Origin of the sequence: Streptomyces kanamyceticus (assembly GCF_008704495.1) — a bacterium.
GTDB lineage: Bacteria > Actinomycetota > Actinomycetes > Streptomycetales > Streptomycetaceae > Streptomyces > Streptomyces kanamyceticus.
The window spans coordinates 9,713,605-9,732,020 of the sequence record NZ_CP023699.1; the positions used below are offsets into that span (position 1 = coordinate 9,713,605).

The following is an 18,416-nucleotide window of genomic DNA, read 5'->3' on the forward strand; positions in this document are numbered from 1 at the left end:
CGGTGAAGACATGCCGATCCCACCCGCCGCCGCCCCCTCCCTGCGCGCGCACCTCACCACCCCCGACGGCAGGCGCCTCTCCTACCTGGACTTCGGGCCCCCGGCCGGGCGTCCGCTCCTCGCGCTGCACGGACATCTCGGCGAGGGGGCCGAGTTCGGGGGCCTGGCGGCCGCGCTCGGCTCGGACGGGTGGCGGGTCGTCGCCCCCGATCAGCGCGGACACGGGGACTCCGACCGGGCGGAGCGGTACGGACGGGAGGGCTATCTCGACGATCTCGGGACGCTGCTCGCCCACCTCGGGCTCGCACGTCACCCCATGCCGGTGCTGGGGCACTCCCTCGGGGCCGTCAACGGCTACCACCTGGCCGCGAGCCGGACCGCGGCCGTCAGCGCGCTGATCAACATCGAAGGGCCCGCGTACCTGCCGCCCGTCGACCCCGCACCGCTGTCCTTCCTCCTCGACCTCCCCTACACCGCATCGACCCGCGAGGAACTCATCGCCGCCTGCGGCCCGTTGGCGCCGCTCCTCGAAGGCGGCATGCGGCCGCACCGCGACGGCTGGCGGCTCGGCTGTCATCCGCGGGACATGGTCGACTCGGACACCCGGGTCCTCGGCGACCACTGGAACCAGTGGATGGCCACCGACTGCCCCGCGCTGCTCCTGCACGGCACCGCCAGCACCGTGCTGCCCACCGCCCAGGCCCGCGACATGGCCGCCGGACGCCCCGGCACCACCCTGGTGGAACTGGACGCCGACCACTGGGTCCACCTGCGCCGCCCCCGGGAATCGGCGGACGAGATCCGCCGGTTCCTGAGGGCCTGTTCACTCAGTACGTGAAGGTCGTCATGACCGCGAGATGGTCGGACGGCCAACCGGCGCCGCCGCCGACGGTGGTGGAACTCACCGCGTCCAGGGTCGATCCCTTGTACTGGATGAAGTCGATGCGGTCCTGGGGCTCGGGCTTGCCGTCGGTCTCCTTCACGACGGGCGACCACGTGTTGCCGGGGCGCGCGGCCTCATCGGGGTTCACCTCCCGGTAGGAGTCCCAGTAGCCCGCGTCGGCGAAGGCCTTGGTGGTGGGCCAGGTGACCACGGAATCGCAGTGGTCGGCCTTCGTGTCCTGGGTCCAGTCCAGGTGCGAGGGGGAGTTGAAGTCGCCCGCGACGATGGCCGGCCCGGGCCCGGCCCACTTGACGATGTCGGCGGCCTGCTTTCCGCGATTGGCCTCGTCGGCATAGATGGTCTCGTAGGAGTCGTTGTCCCAACAGGCGTTGTAGGGACCGTACTTGGTGTAGTCGAGGTGCGCCGAGTAGATCCAGAACCCCTTGATCTTCGCGGCGACGACGCCGTTGCCGGACCCGGTCCAGTCCTCCTGGTCGATGGGATGGCGGGAGACGATGTCGACGTGCGTGCCGGTGGCGGTGGTGTACCAGCCGAGCTTGTCGGCGATGCGCTGCGCCGAGTCGCCGTCGTTCTCCTGGAGGGCGACGACGTCCGCGCCGGAGTCGGATATCGCCGATGCGATCTTGTTGATGCCGTCGGGAACCTGACTGCCGCCGTGCCAGGTGTTGAAGGTCATCACCTTCAACGTCTGTGCCGAGGGCGCGGCGGCCGGGGAGTCGGCCACGGAGGCGGCGGCCGGGGACACGGCGAGCGCGGCGAGGGCCGCGGCGGCCACGGTGACTCTGAGGGAAACGGGTGTCTTCATGTGTGCTGACCTACCCGGCCACCGACGGATGCCGGGCGGCCTGCGTGTGAACGGATCATGGAGATCGGAAGGGAGACGGGGCTGGGCGGGCCGGATGGGTGGGGTCCTGTGGGGTCCGGTCGGGTCGGGTGAGCTCACACCCGGGGGATGCGCCGCACCGTGGACCCGGAGCCGACCGCCGATGAACTCCGTACAACCAGCTCCGCTCTTCGACGGTCACACCGGACAGACCTGCGTCCCGTCGACCGAGTGGGAGCCTCCGTGTCACACAGCCGCCGCCTCCTGACGTATGCCATCGCCGCCGCCGCGGCCGCCGCCGGGTTCGTCCTCCCTTCCGGTGCCGCCGCTGCCGCACCCCGTACCGCCACGAGCGACTTCAACGGCGACGGCTACCCGGACCTCGCCGTCGGCGTCCCGGACGGGACCGTCGGCGGCCGGGCCAAGGCGGGGTACGTCAACGTCGTCTGGGGCGGCCCGAAGGGCGTCGGTGCCCACGGCAGCATCCGTGTCACCCAGGCCACGCCCGAGGTTCCCGGCGCACCGGAAACGGGCGACCGCTTCGGCGCCTCCGTGACCCTGACGGACCTCAACGGCGACGGCATCGCGGAACTGCTCGTCGGCATCCCCGGCGAGGACGTCACCGACCGCGGCGCGGACGCGGGCATGGTCATCGCGGTGGGCGGCTCGAAGAACGGGCCGGGACCGGCGTCGACGGTCCTCACCGGGCCTTCGCCCTCCGCCGCGTACGGCGCGTCGGTCGCGGCGGCCGACCTGACCGGCGGCGGCAACCAAGCGATCGTGATCGGCGGCACCGACAAGGTCGTCGCTCGTGTCATCCAGGGCGAGGACAGCATGGTCACCACCGTCGTCACCGCCCCCATGGGCGGCCGCGCCCCCGTCCTGACCACCGGCGACTTCGACAGCGACGGCCTCGCCGACCTCGGCGTGGCGTACTGGACCGCGGGCGACCCCAACACGCAGTCCCACGTGCGCCTGTGGAGGTGGGACGCCGACCGGTCCGAGCTGGCCAACTTCTGGAACACCGACAACGCGGGCGTGACCGCCCTGGCCACCGGCGACTTCGACGGCGACGGCCACGACGACCTGGCGCTCGGCGAGTGCCGTGAGATCGCCGACGAGAACATCGACGACCCGTGCGGCCCCGAGAAGCTCGCCAAGGGAGGCGGCATCCACCTGCACTACGGAAGCCCCGCGGGCGGCTCGTTCGGCACCCGCGCCCAGACCCTCAACCAGGACACCGCGGGCGTCCCGGGGGTGGCCGAGGACGGCGACCGCTTCGGCGCCGCCCTCGCCGTCGCGGACGTCAACCGCGACGGCCGCGACGACCTGATCGCGGGCGCCCCCGGCGAGGCCATCGGAAGCGAAGCGGGGGCGGGCGCCGCCTGGCTGCTCCGTGGCGGCGCCCAGGGCCTGCTCGACGCCGAAGGCGCTGCCAGGTCCGACGCCTGGAACCAGGACACGCCCGGCGTCCCGGGCGTCGCCGAGGCGGGCGACGCCTTCGGAGCGGCGGTCGCCGCGGGTGGCCGCAACGCCGACGGTGGAGCGGACGTCACGGTCGGATCCCCTGGCGAGAACGCCTCCCTGGGCGCCGTATGGCTCTTCCCCAGAGGGGCGGCCGACGGCTCGGCGGCGTTCTCGCCCCGCACGCTCGGCCTCCCCTACCTCTCCACGGCTCAGAAGTACGGCAAGCCGCTGAACAGCCACTGAGTCCCCCCTCGGGCGGTGCGGGCTCAGCGCGCCTGGCTGTGCTGCCCGTGGTGAGTGCGTGCCTCGGCCGTGGTCTTCAGGTCGCGCATCCACGCTTCGAGGCCATCGCCCAGGATCTTGGTGGCGGCGGGGACGTTCGCGTCGACCTGCGGGCCGCTGTGGGTCTCTTCGGTGGTCACACGCACCCCGCCCTTGACCTTGGTGAAGTTCCATACGTGGACGCCGTCGATGTGCAGGCCTTCGCCGGTCGCGGGACCGGTCCAGCGTATGCAGGAGTTGCGCTTGAGCTGCTCGACGGTCGAGGTGATGTCCAGGCTGGTGGCGGGCGTCGCGGGGTTGGGCGGCACCGGGGTCGTCCACCGGAACGCCGAGCCCTTGCGGAGGGGGCCGTCGTCGAGGCGGTCCATGGTGGTGATGTGGGCCTGCCAGGACGGCCAGCGCTCCACCTCGGTCTGCAGCTTCCAGATGGTGCGCATCGACGCGTGGATCACGGTGTCGGTCTTGTAGCGCACACGTGCGTCGGGATCGACGCCCGCACCGCGGCAGGTGACGGGCTTGCCGTGGTGGTCGGCCGTGGCCCCGGCGGGTGCGGTGGCGGTGGCGAGGATGCCGACGACGGCGAGCGGGACGGTCAGCAGGGCGGCGCGGACGCTGGTGCTGCGAACGTTGGACATGGTGATCCCCTTGGTGGTGGTAAGTCGATGTCGGCGGCGGTCAGTTGATGCCCGCCCCGGCAGGTCGCTAGAAGCTCCTTCGTTGGTTAGAAGGTATAGCGACAGGGAGGGGATGGTCAATAGCTTTCGTTATAGCTTCTCACTCCAGCGTGGAGTCGTAGTCGCGTCACGGATAGGCGATCACCGTGGACGGCACCGTCGAGGAGCCCGAGGTCGCGGAGCCCGTGTCGTTGATGACGTGCTCGTACTGACCCATGCCGCCGAGCGAGACGACCAGGAGGTCGTGGAACCTGACCCCGGGCGTCCTCGGCGCGGCGAACCCGTGGTCCTGGCGGATGCCCGGGTCGGCCGTGTAGTTGCAGTAGCTGCCGAGCCCCCAGCCCTCGTGGGACGTCACGGAGCCGTCGACCTTGTAGGCGGCGAAGCCCTTGACGTTCCCGTCCTGGACGGCGGCCTGGTTCGGGGCGTCGTACGCCTTCTCGTTCTGGAAGAAGATCGTGCGGCCGCGCTGGCCGGACCACTGGACGTCGTACTTGTTGAAGTGCTCCACGAACAGGCCGGTCGCCAGGACGTCGTCGCCGTTGACGCGCACCCCGTAGTCCGCGCGATTGGTCTCCCAGCCCACGCCCGCGCCGTGGTCGGCGCGCCACACCCAGGTGTGGTCGATGATCGTGTGGCGGCTGTTGACCTCCATGCTGAGCGTGGCCTTGCCGGGCCCGGCTCCGCCGATCCTGATGAAGACGTCCTGCACGGTGATCGGCTGGGCGGAGTGGTCGGCGCTCGCGCCCCGGGGGCCGATCTGCAGCAGTACGGGGGAGTTGACCGGACCGGCGTCGATGAGGAATCCGGCGAGCCGTACGCCGTCCACATCGGCGACCTTCATCGCGGTGACGCCGTTGTCGGGGATCAGCGTGGCGTAGCCGAGACCCAGCACCACGGTGTCGGCGCGGTTCACCTCCACCGCCCGGTCGAGGTGGTAGACGCCCGGGGTCAGAAGGAGGTGGAGGCCCTGCGCCAATGCCGCGTTGAGCGTGGCCGCGCTGACGCCGGGCTTGGCGACGTAGAACTGGCTCAGCGGCAGTGAGGTGCCGCGCGGCGTGCCGTTGCCCCAGGTGGTGCCGCGCGCGTTGGTCCGCTTCTCGGGCAGGAACACCTTGTAGTCGGTGCCCGCGAGATACAGGAAGGGCTTCTCGCGCGAGATCGGCGTGGTGTCGAGCGTGGTGTACGGAGGGTTCGGGAAGCTCTGGCCCGGCGCGCCGTCGACCCCCGAGAACACCATGTTCCAGACCGCGTTGAGCCAGCCGCCCACGGAGCTGTCGCGGGTGTACCACTGCTGCTGCGAGTACGGTCCCACGCTGCCGTCGATACGGCTGTCGGCGATGTAGCCGCCGCTGGCCCAGCCGTAGCCGTTGGGCGAGAGGTTGAGGCCGCCCTTGATGTGCATGCGGCGGAACGGGGCGGCCTGCGCGACCGCCCACCGGTTGGTGCCGTTGACCGGCTTGAGCGCGAGGTTCTCCGCCGAACGCCAGAAGTTCTGGGTGGCGTTGCCGTTGAACCAGCCCGCGTCGACCGTCACGTCACCGTTGATCGTCGTGTCGTCGGGGGAGAGGCCGAGGCCCGCGATCGCGGTGTAGAAGCCGAGTTGGGCGTTGAGTCCGTTGTACGTGCCGGGCTTGAAGAAGAAGGCGTAGCGGCCCGTGCCGAACTGGTCCGACTCCTGCCGCTTGAAGACCTCGTCGAGCTTGGCCTGGACGCCGGCCGTCGACGGATCGAAGACGATCACGTTGGGGCCGAGGTCGCCGCCGCCGGGCAGCGCGGCGGCGCCGCTCCGAGCGCTGGCCGGAGGAGCGGCCAGGGCGGGAAGGCCCGCGGCGGCGGTCGACGCGGCGATAACGCCGAGAACCGTGCGGCGTGTGGGGGTGGTGGGCATGTGGGCTCTCCTGTTGTGGCGGTGTGATGTTTCAGGAAGTGAACGATCAGGGGCCTTGGGAGCGCTCTCTTGACCGGGAATAGTTCATCCGCGTGAAGGGTGCGTCAAGGGGGCGTTCGGTAGTTGCCACTGTTTCCCCTGATGAGTCGTCAAGAAAGTTACGCAGCAGCCCTGTTGTCGACCACAGGCGAGCGCCCCCCCGCACCTCGCCGATCTTCGGTCCGGAAGTGGCGGTACGGGACTCGTCCTGAACGGGCGCCGGGGGCGACGCCTCAGGTATTTATCACAGCTGTGATATTGTCGAGCGATGCCAGCTCGGATTGACTTGGAACAGCGCCGCAAGGACGTCATCGAGGCGGCTTTCCGCCTCTTGGTAGCTGAAGGCTTCAGTGGTTTGTCGCTGCGCAAGGTAGCCGCCGAATCGGGATTGAACATCGGATCGGTGCGCCACTATTTCGGCGATCACCGAGAGCTTCTCGCGGCGGCCGCGACCGAAGTCGGCGACCGCATGGGGAAAAGGCTCACCCGGAATTCACCGGACGCCCTGTCGGGGCTCGCGGGCGAAGCCGCCGTCGACGCCCTGCAGGCACTGGTCGAGGAACTGCTTCCGCTCGACGGCGAACGCCGTGTCGAGTCGATCGTGCTGATGGAGTTCATCGTCGCCGCACGCGTGAATCCCCTCTTCCGCCCGGTGACCGAGCAGATGGCGGCCGACATGCGCCAGGTGATCGCGGACGCCCTGCGCGCCTTCGGAGTGCCGGACCCGGCCGAGGAGGCCGAGCGACTCGTCGCGCTCATCGGTGGCCTGACCCTCGACGCGGTGACGCCGCACGGATCGATCGGCGCGGCGCGCCTTCGCACGACGCTGCGCGCGCATCTGCGGTCGCTGCCGTTGCGCCGCTGAAGTGGAAGTACCTGAACTGCAGGAAAACCTGAACCGTAAAAGACACCCGAACCACAAGGGGGATCCATCGTGCCCGCGTGGCTGTTCGCGCTGCTCGCTGCCGCTTTCGTTCTCTATACCGATGACTATGTGATCGCGGGGGTGCTGCCGGAAATCGCGCGAGACCTGAACGTCAGCGAGGCCCAGGCCGGGCAATTGGTGACCGTCTTCTCGCTCACCGTCGCCCTGGCCGCGCCGATCGCCGCGGTCGCCTTGGCGCGGGTGTCCCGCCGACGCCTCTTCACCGCCGCGTTCGTGCTGTTCATCGCCGCGAACCTGATGGCGGCCACGACCACCGGCTTCGGACTCCTGGTGGCCCTGCGCATCGTGGCGGCACTCGCGGCGGCGTGCACGACTCCGGCGGTGTTCGCGTATGCCGCAGAGCGGGCCCCGGAGACTCACATCGGCAGATACGTCGCCGTCGTGGCACTCGGCGTCACGGGCTCGATCGCGGCCGGAGTGCCGATCGGCACCTGGATCGGCGGCCATTTCGGCTGGCGGGCGACCTTCGTGTCGATGGCGGTGGCCGGAGCCGCGGCGCTGGCCCTCCTCCTCGTGACGCTGCCCGGCGAGCACGACAGGTCCGGTGAAGTGCCCGCCGTACGCGAGCAGTTGCGTGCGCTCGCCGCCGCACCCGTGTCGCTCGGACTCCTGGCGAACTGCGCGCTCATGACCGGTTCGATGATGATGCTCACGTATACGGCGCCCTATCTCGACGCGGTGAGCCGGGCGAGCGTGGATCAGCGCGCGCTGTCCTTCAGCCTCTCCGGGTTCGCGGGCATCATCTGCATCTGGGCGGGCGGGAAGGTCACCGACCGATGGGGCCCGGACCGCACACTGATCACCGGGATCGGCGTCTTCGTCGGCAGCATGGCGGTCCTGGGGCTGCTCTGGTTCGCCCGTCCCGTGCCCTTCTCCGTCCTCGTCGTGGTGGGCACGGTCTGGGGCGGCATGGCCTTCTGGAACTCGCCCGCCATCCAGGCCCGTCTCTATCTGCTCGCGGGACCGGCCGCGCCCCAGGCCCTGGCGCTCAACACGTCGGGCACCTACCTCGGGGTCTCGTTGGGCGGAGCCGTCGGAGGTGTCACGCTGAGCGGCGTGGGGGCCGGAGCGCTCCCGGTCGTCGCGGGCCTTCTCGGACTGGGCGCGCTGGCGCTCCTGGCACTCGCCATCAACGCCTCGAAAACATCAACGGCGTTGCAGGAAGCGGCCGTTGAACGGAGCTAGTCAGCCCGACGGAGTGGCCGACACCTCGGGGGAGAGAGCGGACTCGAAACCGTCCTCGTTGAGGGTGGCGATGGCGTAGTAGTACTTCGTGCCGCCGGTCAGACCGCGGTCCACGTACTGCGAGTCCTTCGTGTCACGGCTGAACTCGGCGTTCTCCTTGGTGACGTGGGGACTGGTGGAGCGGTAGACGCGGTAGCCGGTGATTCGCGACTCGTCGCTGCCGCTCGGGACGTCGTACCAGCTGAGCCGCACACTGCCCGCGCCCGGCACGATGTCGTAGACCTGCGTGGCACTCGGCGGCCGCGGCGCCGTGTACGTCGGCCGCGACGACGCGGAGGCGGGCGAGGAGACGGAGTGCTGGGAGGTGGCGACGACGGCGTAGTAGTAGTCCCGCTCGCCCACGTCCTCGCCGACCGTGGCCGTGTACTCGGTACGCGTCACGGTGGCCACGCGGTTGGCGGGGTCGGTGATGTCGACCGGGGAGGTCTTGGAACGGTAGACGGTGTAGGAGGAGACCGGCACGTACGGGCTCTGCGACCACCTGAGGGTGAGCCGTTTGCCCGTGAGCTGGGGGGTGTTGAGGAAGGGAGCCTTCGGCGCGGTGGCGGACGTGACGGTCTTGGTGCCGGTCACGTAGTTGGACGGCTCGGACTCGTTCCCGGCGGCGTCGACACCCCGTACCTGGTACACGTATTGGAGGCCCGCTTCGCCCTTCGTGTCACGGAAGGTCAGGGAGGTCGTCGAACCGACCTTGGTGAGGTGGGAGTTGAGTGACTCCGAGCGGTACACCACGTACTTCACCGCGTCCGAGTCGCCGCTGCGCCACGTCAGCGTCACACCGCGCTCGTCCTCGCGGGCGAGCTTGAGGTCCCGCGGGGCGAAGGGCGCGACGGTGTCGCGGGTGCCCCGCACGGGCTCGGTGTAGGGCGAGACGTGCCCGGCGTCGTCCAGGGCGCGGACCTTGTAGGCGTACGCGACGTCGGGGTCGGCGTCGCTGTCGACGTACGCCCCCGTGCTCACGGTGGCGAGCAGCGCGTAGGGGCCGACCTCGTCAGGACCGGTGCCCTCCGCCTCGGCCCGGTACACCTCGTAGCCGGTCGCCGCGGAGAGCGTGCTCCAGGAGAGCGAGACGGCCTCGCGTCCGGAGCTGACCTGGAAGCCCTCGGGGGCGTCGTACAGGGGGTTGTCGGGCTGGTCCGGGTCGGCGCCGAAGCGCCCGGCCGAACTGGGCGCCGTGGCGGGCGCGGTGGCCTGGGCGGTGCCGGTGAACCCGAGGGCGAGGATGACGACGGTGGCCGCGGAGGCGACGAGCGTCGGTCTGAGGCGAGTGCGTGGAGACACGGCTGGCGTTCCCTTTCCGGTGGAACCACGTACGGGCGTACGTGAGTTCGGGATGCAGTCGTGGGGGGAGTTGATGGCGCGGGTGATGCTGTGGGGGCAGGAAACTGTAGCTGTAAATGACCGGGGAACGGGAGGCGGCGCGCTGTGCCGCCGGGGCGAGCCGGGCCCGAAGTGCACCTGTGGGGCGGGAATGACGAGTGAGCCGGGTGGGTTGGCCTATGCGTAGCGGTAGCCCGCTGATGCGGCACGCCTCAGCCGTGTGCCCTGATGCGGCACGCCTCAGAGGTGCGCCCTGATGCCCGAAGTCGTCTGTGAGGAGAGTCCGTTGAGCCGCCCTGCTCCCAGGTTCATCACCTTCGACATGTACGGAACCCTGACGGACTTCGCCATCGGGGCCGCGGCGAGAGACGTGATCGAGGACGTGGCGCCGCCCGAGAAGCTGGACGCCTTCCTCCACCGGTTCGGCTGCTACCAGCTCGACGAGGTGATGGGGGACTGGCGGCCGTACGACGAGGTGGTCTCCCGCGCCTTCGAACGGGCCTGCCGCAGCACCGGAGTCGAGTTCCGTCCCGGCGACCCCGCCGAGATCTACGCGGCGGTCCCGGAGTGGGGACCCCACCCCGATGTCCCCGGCCCCCTCGCGAAGCTGGCGGAACACTTCCCGTTGGTCATCCTCTCCAACGCCGCCGACGAGCACGCCCATCGCAACGCCGCGAAGCTCGGCGCCCCCTTCCACGCGCTGTACACGGCGGAGATGGCGCAGGCGTACAAGCCGAGGCTGCGTGCTTTCGAGTTCATGTACGAGCAGTTGGGGTGTCTGCCCGAGGAGACGATGCATGTGTCGTCGAGCCCGCGCTACGACTTGCAGTCGGCGACCGACCTCGGTGTGCGGGAGACGGTGTACCTGAACCGGGGGACCGAGCCCTCGGCGCCCTTCTACCACGCGTATGAAGTCACCTCGCTGGCAGGTGTGTTGGAGCTTGTGGGTATCTGACGCTCGGAACGCCACCAACTCGACCAAAAAGCATTCCACTTCACCGTGACGCGCCCCTGTCCGGGTGCTCCGGACGGGGTGGGATCGGCGGAGCCCGCGAAGCGGCACCAGAGCCGGTCCGACGGGTTTTTCGGGGTCCCGAGCCGGCCCTCGCGCCCACCCGCCGGCGCCGCCGTCCCGTGCCCGCCGACGAGATTCCGCCAAACAAGCCCTAAATGGGGACTAGTTGGCGACGCCGGGATGGCGTCGGATCGCGGGCACCGGCAACCTAGAGAACTCGCGTCGTCACAGGTCACAACGCATGTCTTCGCTGTCGACGCAACTGTGACCAGTGATCTTTTCGTGGATTCTGCTTCAAAGCTTGAGCACAAGTTGCACACATACCCTCTCCAGGCAGGCCTCGATGGTCTAGATTGACCGTGCTTCACATGGGGACACGAGGCGACAAACAATGATCTATAGGTCTGGTGCGACGGACAGCCAGTAGTCGCGTCCCCCGGCGCCAGACCGTGGGGGTGATCAGTTTTAGGGGCCCGGGAGGGGGGCCTTGGGTGCGGGGAGCACCCGAGGTTTCGATGGGCCTCCGCGCATCACACATCTCCGGCCGGACACATGAGTCCGCTGCCGCTGTTTGGGTTGTTCAACTAGCGCTGAATTGAGCCGGTATGCCATGGCCGGGAGGCGGGGGTGCCTCCCGGGGGGAGGAACAGCGCGGTGCGGGGGGCGGGGGCGCCTCCCGAGGGGAGCAACAGTGCGGGGGGCGGGAGCCTCCCGGGGGGAGGAACCGTGTGGAGCGAACACGTCGAGCCCACTGGCGACCTGGGGGGGTCTGTGCAGCAGGGGGAATTAGTTCGCCCGTTCCTACCGGCGCGCGGGCGACCGGTGAACGGGGCGGTCGGTCAGCCCGCGATCGACTGGGAGCAGCGGTACCGCCGTACCGTGATCACCAGCGATACCGTGGCCACCGCCATCGTGGTGGCGGCGATCGGCAACTTCTTCGGAGTCCGGGACGCGGCCAACTGGCATGAGAAGTGGGGGATCCTCGCCTTCGGCACCGAGTTGCTTGTGCTGGGCGCGCTCGCGTTGAGCCGGGCCTGGGCCCGGCCGTGCTCGGCCAGGGCGCCGAGGAATTCCGCAGACTCGGACGCTCACTGTTCACGGCCGCCGTCGTACTGGCGCTCGGTGGGATCGCTCTCACCTCGCGCAATATCAAGCTCTGGATCTTCGTCGCGATCCCCGCCATCGCGCTCGTCACCATGACCGAGCGCTATCTGCTCCGTCTTTGGCTGCACAAACAGCGGAAAGAGGGACGCTGCCTGCGGCCGGTGCTCGCTGCCGGAAGCCTGGCCACCGTGCGCGACCTGATCACCCGGGCCCGCAAGTTCCCGCACCTCGGCTGGCGGGTGGAAGCGGTGTGCACACCTGACAACCCAGGGCTCGAGGGTGATCACCTGGACGGTGTGCCGGTCGTGGGAAGACTCGCGGACGTCGCGGGCCACGTCCGCCGCGACGGCTACCGCGTCGTCGCGGTCACATCCGACCCGCACTGGTCACCGGACCGGCTGCAGCGGCTGGCGTGGAACCTCGAAGGCAGCGATGCCGAGATGGTCGTGGCCCCCGTCCTCATGGAGGTGGCAGGACCGCGGCTGCACGTCGACGCGGTGCTCGGGATCCCGCTGCTGAGGGTCAGCATGCCGACGTTCACCGGGGGCCGCCGGGCCGTCAAAGGAGTCGTCGACCGGCTCGGCGCGGCGATCCTGCTGATGCTCTTCGCACCGCTGATGGTGCTCGTCGGGCTGCTCGTACTGATGGACAGCAGGGGTGGCGCGCTGTACCGCCAGCGCAGAGTCGGCAAGGGCGGCCAGGAGTTCACCATATTCAAGTTCCGCACCATGGTCACCGGAGCCCACGGGGCACGCGACCAGCTGGCCGACCGCAACGAGGGCGCCGGGCTGCTCTTCAAGCTCCACCGGGACCCTCGGGTGACCCGGGTGGGAGCGGTGCTGCGCCGGTACTCGATCGACGAGCTCCCACAGCTCCTCAACGTACTCACCGGCTCGATGTCGCTCGTCGGCCCCCGGCCTCCGCTGCCGGAGGAGTCGGCGGCCTACGGCCCGGACATCCGGCGGCGTCTCCTGGTCAAGCCCGGGCTCACCGGCCTGTGGCAGATCAGCGGACGCAGCGACCTGCCGTGGGAGGAGGCGGTCCGCCTCGACCTGCGGTACGTGGAGGACTGGTCGCTCGCCCTGGACACAGTGATCTTGTGGAAGACGCTGCGTGCGGTGCTCCAGGGACAGGGAGCGTACTGATGCGCGATGGCCGTCGCCCGGCCGACGCACGGAAGGCAGGCCGCGAGGGCCTGCCTGGGGGGAGGAACAGGTCATGAGAATAAGCGTCTTGGGGCTTGGCTACGTGGGCTGTGTGTCGGCCGCGTGCCTGGCGAGCCTGGGGCACGAGGTCATCGGGGTGGACGTCAACCAGGCGAAGGTCGACCTGGTGAACGACGGCAAGGCTCCGGTGGTCGAGGAGCGGATCGGTGAGCTCACCGCCGAGGTCGTACGGACCGGAGCGCTGCGCGCCACCCGCGACGTCCGCGAGGCCGTCCTGGGCAGCGAGGTGTCGCTGATCTGCGTGGGCACGCCGTCGGAGCCCAACGGCAGCCTGAGCACCACCTACTTGGAGCGCGTCACCGAGCAGATCGGCGCCGCGCTCGCCGAGAAGGGCGGACAAGGGGCCCGGCACACCGTCGTGTTCCGCAGCACCATGCTCCCCGGCACCTGCCTGGAGCTGCTGGTGCCGATCCTGGAGAAGTACGTCGGCGGCACGTCCGGGGCGGACTTCGGGGTCGCGGTCAACCCGGAGTTCCTGCGCGAGGGCACGAGCGTGCGGGACTTCTTCGACCCGCCCAAGACCGTCATCGGCGAACTCGACCCGGCCAGCGGCGACGTGATCGCCGCGCTGTACGAGGGCTTGCCCGGCGAGGTCTTCAGGGTGCCGGTCCCGGTGGCCGAGGCGATCAAGTACGCGGACAACGCGTTCCACGGCCTCAAGATCGGCTTCGCCAACGAACTGGGCGCGGTGTACCAGGCGCTCGGGGTGGACTCGCACCAGGTGATGGACGTGTTCCTGGCGGACCGCAAACTGAACATCAGCCCCGCCTACCTGCGGCCCGGCTTCGCCTTCGGCGGCTCCTGCCTGCCCAAGGACCTGCGCAGCCTGGTCCACGCGGCGCAGCGGGCCGACGTCTCGGTGCCCATCCTGTCCCATGTGCTGCCCTCCAACTCCGACCACCTGCAGCGCGCGGTGGAGCTGGTCGAGCGCACCGGCAAGCGCAAGGTGGGCCTCTTCGGCCTCTCCTTCAAACCCGGCACCGACGACCTCCGCGAGAGCCCGCTCGTCGAGCTGGCGGAGAGACTCCACGGCAAGGGGTACGACCTGCGCATCCACGATGCCAACGTGAGCCTCTCGCGGCTGATGGGCGCGAACCGCGAGTACATCGAGACCCGGCTGCCGCACCTCGCGCAACTCATGGCGGACTCCGTCGACGAGGTGCTCGAACACGCCGAGGTGTGCCTGGTCGGGACCAAGGATCCGGCCGTCCTCTCGGCGCTGCCCCACGGCGAAAGCCCGGCGATCGTCGATCTCATCCGCCTTCCCGACGCCGAAGCGCGCCGGACCGAACCGGGGTACATGGGTCTTGCTTGGTAACGCAACCAGCGGCGACCGGCACGGCCGGCGCGCGCTGATCCTGGTGGAGAACCTGTCGGTGCCGTTCGACCGGCGGGTGTGGCAGGAGTGCACGACGCTGCGCGACGCGGGCTGGGAGGTGCACGTCATCTGCCCCCGTGGGGAGAAGCGGGACACGGAACCGGAGGCGGTGATCGACGGGGTGCGGATCCACCGCTACCCGTTGCGCGCGGCCACCGGAGGGCCCGCAGGCTATCTGCGGGAGTACGGCTCCGCGCTGTGGCACACGGCCCGCCTCGCCCGCAAGGTGGGACCGGTCCACGTGGTCCACGCCTGCAACCCGCCCGACCTGCTGTTCCTGCCCGCGCGGTGGCTGACGAGACGGGGCGCGCGGTTCGTCTTCGACCAGCACGACCTGGTGCCCGAGCTGTACCTCTCCCGGTTCGACCGGGGCAAGGACCTGCTCTACCGCGCCGTGTGCGCCCTTGAACGGCGGACCTACCGGGCCGCGGACATCGTGCTCGCCACCAACGAGAGCTACCGGGACGTCGCGGTGCGCCGCGGCGGCAAGCGGCCGCAGGACGTCTTCGTGGTGCGCAGCGCGCCCGACATCGACCGGTTCCATCCGGTGCCGCCCGAACCGGAGTTGAAGCGCGGCAAGCCCCATCTCCTGTGCTACCTCGGCGTGATGGGCCCCCAGGACGGCGTCGACTACGCCCTGCGCGCCCTCGCCAAGCTCCGCGACGACCTCGGAAGGACCGACTGGCACGCGGTGTTCGTCGGCTCCGGTGACGCCTTCGACGCGATGGTGGAGCTGTCCCGGCAGCTCGGGCTCGCCGAGCAGGTGCAGTTCACCGGGCGCATCCCGGACGCCGACCTGGTGCGCTACCTGTCCACCGCGGACGTGTGCCTCTCGCCCGACCCGCGCAATCCGCTCAACGACGTGTCCACCATGAACAAGGTCTTGGAGTACATGGTCATGGGCAGACCCATCGTCTCCTTCGACTTACGCGAGGCGAGAGTCTCCGCCGGTGACGCCGCGGTCTACGCGCCCGCCAACGACGAGGCCGAGTTCGCCAAGCACGTCGCACTGCTCCTGGACGACCCGGAGCAGCGGGCCCGGATGGGCAAGGTCGGCCAGGAGCGGATCAGCGGGCAGCTTTCCTGGCGGAACTCGCAGGAGTCGCTGCTCGCCGCCTACGCCGCCGCCTGCCGTGACCACACTCCGGTGTCGGCGAGCGCCAAGGACAGGACAGGGAAGAGGCAGCGCAGTTGAGTGAGGACGCAATACGCCTGGTCACGATCGGGCGGATCTTCCGACGGCGCTGGCGGCTGCTCGCCATCGTCGCCCTGGTGGGGGCGCTCGTCGGCTACGGGGCCTCTCTGCTGTTCCCGCCGAGCTACACGACGTCGACGTCGGTAGTGCTGGCGGGGCAGTGGGAGGAGCGCGAACTGCTGACCCAGACAGAGATCGCGGCCAGTTCGGCGGTGGTCGACCGCGCGGCGGCGGCGCTCGACTGGAAGGGCGTCAGCGCCGCCGACCTGCGGGATCAAGTGAAGGCGACGGCCGCCGACGGGAACATCATCAAGATCTCAGGTACGGCAAGCACCCCGGAGCACGCGCAGGAGCTCTCCGACCAGGTGGCCAAGGAATTCGTCACCTTCGCCGCGCGTCTGGCGGGCGACGGCACCGAATCCGACACGGCGGCGGGGCCCGAGGCGCTGCGGGAGAAAGTGGTGCAGACCAACCGCCGCATCAGCGACCTGGCCAACGCGGCCGATCCGGGACAGACCGTGGAGGGCGTGCAGGCCCGCACCGAACTGGAGAAGCTGCGCACCTCGCTGCAGGAAGCCATGAAGAAGCTGGACGAGGCCGACCCGGCGACCAACAAGGCCAACATGGTCGTCATGGGCCCGGCGGCCCTGCCGACCGGCGAGGCGCCGCCGACGAGGACGCAACTCGTCGCGGCCGGGGCGCTGTTGTTCTTCGTGTGCGCGGTCATCGGCCATCTCGCCGCCGCCCGGGCGAACCGTCGGCCGCGCACCGAACCGGAGATCGCCGCGGCGCTCGGCTCCGCGTTCCTCGGCACCGTCGACGTGCCCGGTGGACGGCTCGAACACCGGACGCAGGGCAGTGCCCCCGGCGCCTGGTTCCGCCGGATCCTCGGACTCGACATCCGGTGGGACGTGCCGGCCCCGCAGCCGTCCGGCGGCGAGGCGGGCAGACAGGCCCGCTACCGGCGGGTGTGCGCCCGCCTCCGGGACCGGGTGCCCGGTTCCCGACGGCTCATCGTCGTCGTACCGGAGACCGACGACATCGCCCACCAGGCCGCCGGGCAGCTCGTCGCGGAGGCCCAGAGCGATCCTTCCGCGACCTCTTCGAGCAGAGGGAACCCCGTGCTGCGGGTGGTGGAGGTCTCGATGTCCCGGCCGCTGGTGCCCGACCGCGGCACCGAGGCCGGTGCCCTGGTCGTGCTCAGCGCGGGCATCTGGACCGCCGGGGAGCTCGCGGGCATCGCCGAGGCATGCGCGGACGCCGGGCATCAGGTCGTCGGCACCGTCGTCGCCGGGGCGGTCCGCGGCCCGAAGCGCGCCGCCGACCACGCCCCGCGGCACACCACGCCACCGCTCGCGGTGGGCAACGACGCGAGGGGAGGTGCAGGGTGACGACGAGCAAGACTTCCGATCCCTCGGCCGCCGCCCCGCTCTTCGACCTGCAAGGGCTGGTGGCGGCAGTCCGCAGGCGGCGCCGCCTCTGGTGCGTCGTGGCGCTCGTCGGCCTCCTCGTCGGCGCGGCGGTGACGGTCGTCCGGCCACCACCGCCGTCCGCGGTGACCAAGGTCCTCGTCGCCCACCAGGACGATCAGCCGAACGACACCGGAACGCTGATGCGCACCGACGTCCAACTGCTGGGGACCACCCGCATCGCCGCCAAGGCCCTGGGAACCCTCAAGTCCCGGGAGAACCCCGAGGACTTCATGCAGGAGTACCGGGGCACCGGCCTGACCAACAACCTGCTGCAGATCGACGTGACGGGCGACACCGACGCGGACGCGGTGGCCCGGGCCAAGGCACTGGCCGACGCGTTCGTCGCCGACCACGTGAAGCGGATGCGGGAAGCCGCGATCGCCGAGGCCAAGGCCCTGCGCGACCAGCGCGACCGCATGCGGGACGAGCTCGACAAGGTCAACAAGGCGATCGGGAACCGATCGCCGGAAAGCGACCCGAAGTCCTCGGCGAGCATCGAGTCGCTCTTCGCCCGCAGGGCCGAGCTCAACTCGCGGATCGCCGACTTCGACCAGCGCGCCGAGGACGCGCGCGTCGGCACGCCCCGGGTCATCGCCGGTACACAGATCGTCGACGCCCCGCGCGCGGTGCGGCACTCGCTGCCCAAGACCGCTGTCACCAACGCCGGGATCGGGTTCCTCCTCGGTCTCGTCCTCGGGATCGCGGCCGCCGCGGTCGGCGCGGTGGTGGCGGGCCGACCCGTGCTGCGCCGGGAGATCGCCGCGCACCTGGGCGCCTCGGTCATCGCGGAACTGCGCAGGCCCTCCAGACTGTGGCAGCGCCGAAGGACCAGGGCGGCCCGCGAACGGCTCGCCACGACCCTGGCCCGCACCGTGCGCGGCGCCGCGGAACCGGTGTCGCTCCTCGAACTGGGCTGCGCGCGCGCCACGAGCGTGATCGCCAGGGACGTCGCCGGGGAACTGGCGGCGGAGGGCCGCGTCGTCCTCGTCGACGGCCTGCCGGGACCGGAGCTCGCGGACGGCCGCCAGGAGCAGGGCGACCCGGCCGTCGTCAGCGGCGAGCGCGCCGAGGCCCTGCCGCCGCAGGTACGCCGCATCGGTGTCGGTTCCGTCGCGCCCGGTACGGCGTGGACCGACCTCCAGTACCTCGGCAGCCAGACCGTGCTCGTCGTACGCGCCGGACACGGCAGTGCCACCTGGCTGCACACGGTGGCCCGGCAACTCTCGGACCAGCGCATCCCGGTGATCGGCGTGGTGCTGATCGACCCCGATCCGCGGGACAAGACCGACGGCACGCTCTGGGACGGCCTGCACATCGCACTGCGGGGGCACAGCGAACGGCTGGCCCGCCAGGACGAGAAGGGCCGTCTGCGCAAGGAACGCCAGCCGATCTGGGCCTCAGGGGTCCCGGACAACGACCAGGAGGCGAGGTAGGA

The 18,416-nt window shown here is 70.3% G+C and carries 13 protein-coding genes and 1 pseudogene; 10 read left to right on the plus strand and 4 right to left on the minus strand.

The features are described from left to right. The first annotated feature begins 10 nt into the window (after positions 1-10). Positions 11-838 carry an alpha/beta fold hydrolase gene (locus tag CP970_RS41920; protein ID WP_150494646.1) on the plus strand — a complete coding sequence of 276 codons (828 nt, stop codon included), beginning with the start codon at positions 11-13 and terminating at the stop codon, positions 836-838. Here the strand turns inward: CP970_RS41920 and CP970_RS41925 are convergent. Then, entirely contained in the window at positions 828-1,709 is an 882-nt protein-coding gene (locus CP970_RS41925) for an endonuclease/exonuclease/phosphatase family protein (RefSeq protein WP_055554677.1), read from the minus strand. The genes CP970_RS41920 and CP970_RS41925 overlap by 11 nt on opposite strands. A gap of 261 nt (positions 1,710-1,970) precedes the next feature. On the opposite strand from CP970_RS41925, the gene CP970_RS41930 reads away from it, so the two are divergent. After that, a complete protein-coding gene (locus CP970_RS41930; protein ID WP_224059027.1) occupies positions 1,971-3,437 on the plus strand; it encodes an FG-GAP and VCBS repeat-containing protein in 1,467 nt (488 codons plus the stop codon). A 23-nt stretch (positions 3,438-3,460) separates the two neighbouring features. Here the strand turns inward: CP970_RS41930 and CP970_RS41935 are convergent, their stop codons facing one another. Next, positions 3,461-4,111, minus strand: a complete 651-nt coding sequence (locus CP970_RS41935; protein ID WP_055554675.1) for an SRPBCC family protein — start codon at positions 4,109-4,111, stop codon at positions 3,461-3,463. Between the two features lie 166 nt (positions 4,112-4,277). Beyond that, positions 4,278-6,041: a hypothetical protein gene (locus tag CP970_RS41940; RefSeq protein WP_055554673.1), complete on the minus strand. Its 1,764-nt coding sequence runs from the start codon at positions 6,039-6,041 to the stop codon at positions 4,278-4,280. A 325-nt stretch (positions 6,042-6,366) separates the two neighbouring features. Here CP970_RS41940 and CP970_RS41945 point away from each other — a divergent pair, with 325 nt between their 5' ends. Both CP970_RS41945 and CP970_RS41950 read left to right on the plus strand, forming a co-directional pair. Continuing rightward, positions 6,367-6,945, plus strand: a complete 579-nt coding sequence (locus CP970_RS41945) for a TetR/AcrR family transcriptional regulator (RefSeq protein ID WP_224059028.1) — start codon at positions 6,367-6,369, stop codon at positions 6,943-6,945. A 69-nt stretch (positions 6,946-7,014) separates the two neighbouring features. Beyond that, complete coding sequence (locus CP970_RS41950; protein WP_055554669.1) at positions 7,015-8,211, plus strand: MFS transporter; 1,197 nt, start codon at positions 7,015-7,017, stop codon at positions 8,209-8,211. On the opposite strand, the gene CP970_RS41955 is transcribed toward CP970_RS41950, so the two are convergent. Beyond that, entirely contained in the window at positions 8,212-9,552 is a 1,341-nt protein-coding gene (locus CP970_RS41955) for a fibronectin type III domain-containing protein (protein ID WP_055554667.1), read from the minus strand. It abuts the gene before it with no gap. A 325-nt stretch (positions 9,553-9,877) separates the two neighbouring features. Here CP970_RS41955 and CP970_RS41960 point away from each other — a divergent pair, with 325 nt between their 5' ends. From CP970_RS41960 to CP970_RS41985, 6 genes and pseudogenes are all read left to right on the plus strand, one after another. Then, positions 9,878-10,546: a haloacid dehalogenase type II gene (locus CP970_RS41960; RefSeq protein ID WP_055554665.1), complete on the plus strand. Its 669-nt coding sequence runs from the start codon at positions 9,878-9,880 to the stop codon at positions 10,544-10,546. Between the two features lie 831 nt (positions 10,547-11,377). Then, positions 11,378-12,855, plus strand: a pseudogene (locus CP970_RS41965) (sugar transferase). Between the two features lie 73 nt (positions 12,856-12,928). Further along, complete coding sequence (locus CP970_RS41970; RefSeq protein ID WP_055543546.1) at positions 12,929-14,254, plus strand: nucleotide sugar dehydrogenase; 1,326 nt, start codon at positions 12,929-12,931, stop codon at positions 14,252-14,254. Next, entirely contained in the window at positions 14,244-15,509 is a 1,266-nt protein-coding gene (locus tag CP970_RS41975; protein WP_055543545.1) for a glycosyltransferase family 4 protein, read from the plus strand. Before CP970_RS41970 ends, CP970_RS41975 begins: the two co-directional genes overlap by 11 nt. Next, complete coding sequence (locus CP970_RS41980; RefSeq protein WP_055543544.1) at positions 15,506-16,900, plus strand: Wzz/FepE/Etk N-terminal domain-containing protein; 1,395 nt, start codon at positions 15,506-15,508, stop codon at positions 16,898-16,900. Before CP970_RS41975 ends, CP970_RS41980 begins: the two co-directional genes overlap by 4 nt. Next, positions 16,897-18,414, plus strand: a complete 1,518-nt coding sequence (locus CP970_RS41985) for a Wzz/FepE/Etk N-terminal domain-containing protein (protein WP_055543543.1) — start codon at positions 16,897-16,899, stop codon at positions 18,412-18,414. The genes CP970_RS41980 and CP970_RS41985 overlap by 4 nt, the downstream gene beginning before the upstream one ends. Positions 18,415-18,416 lie beyond the last annotated feature (2 nt).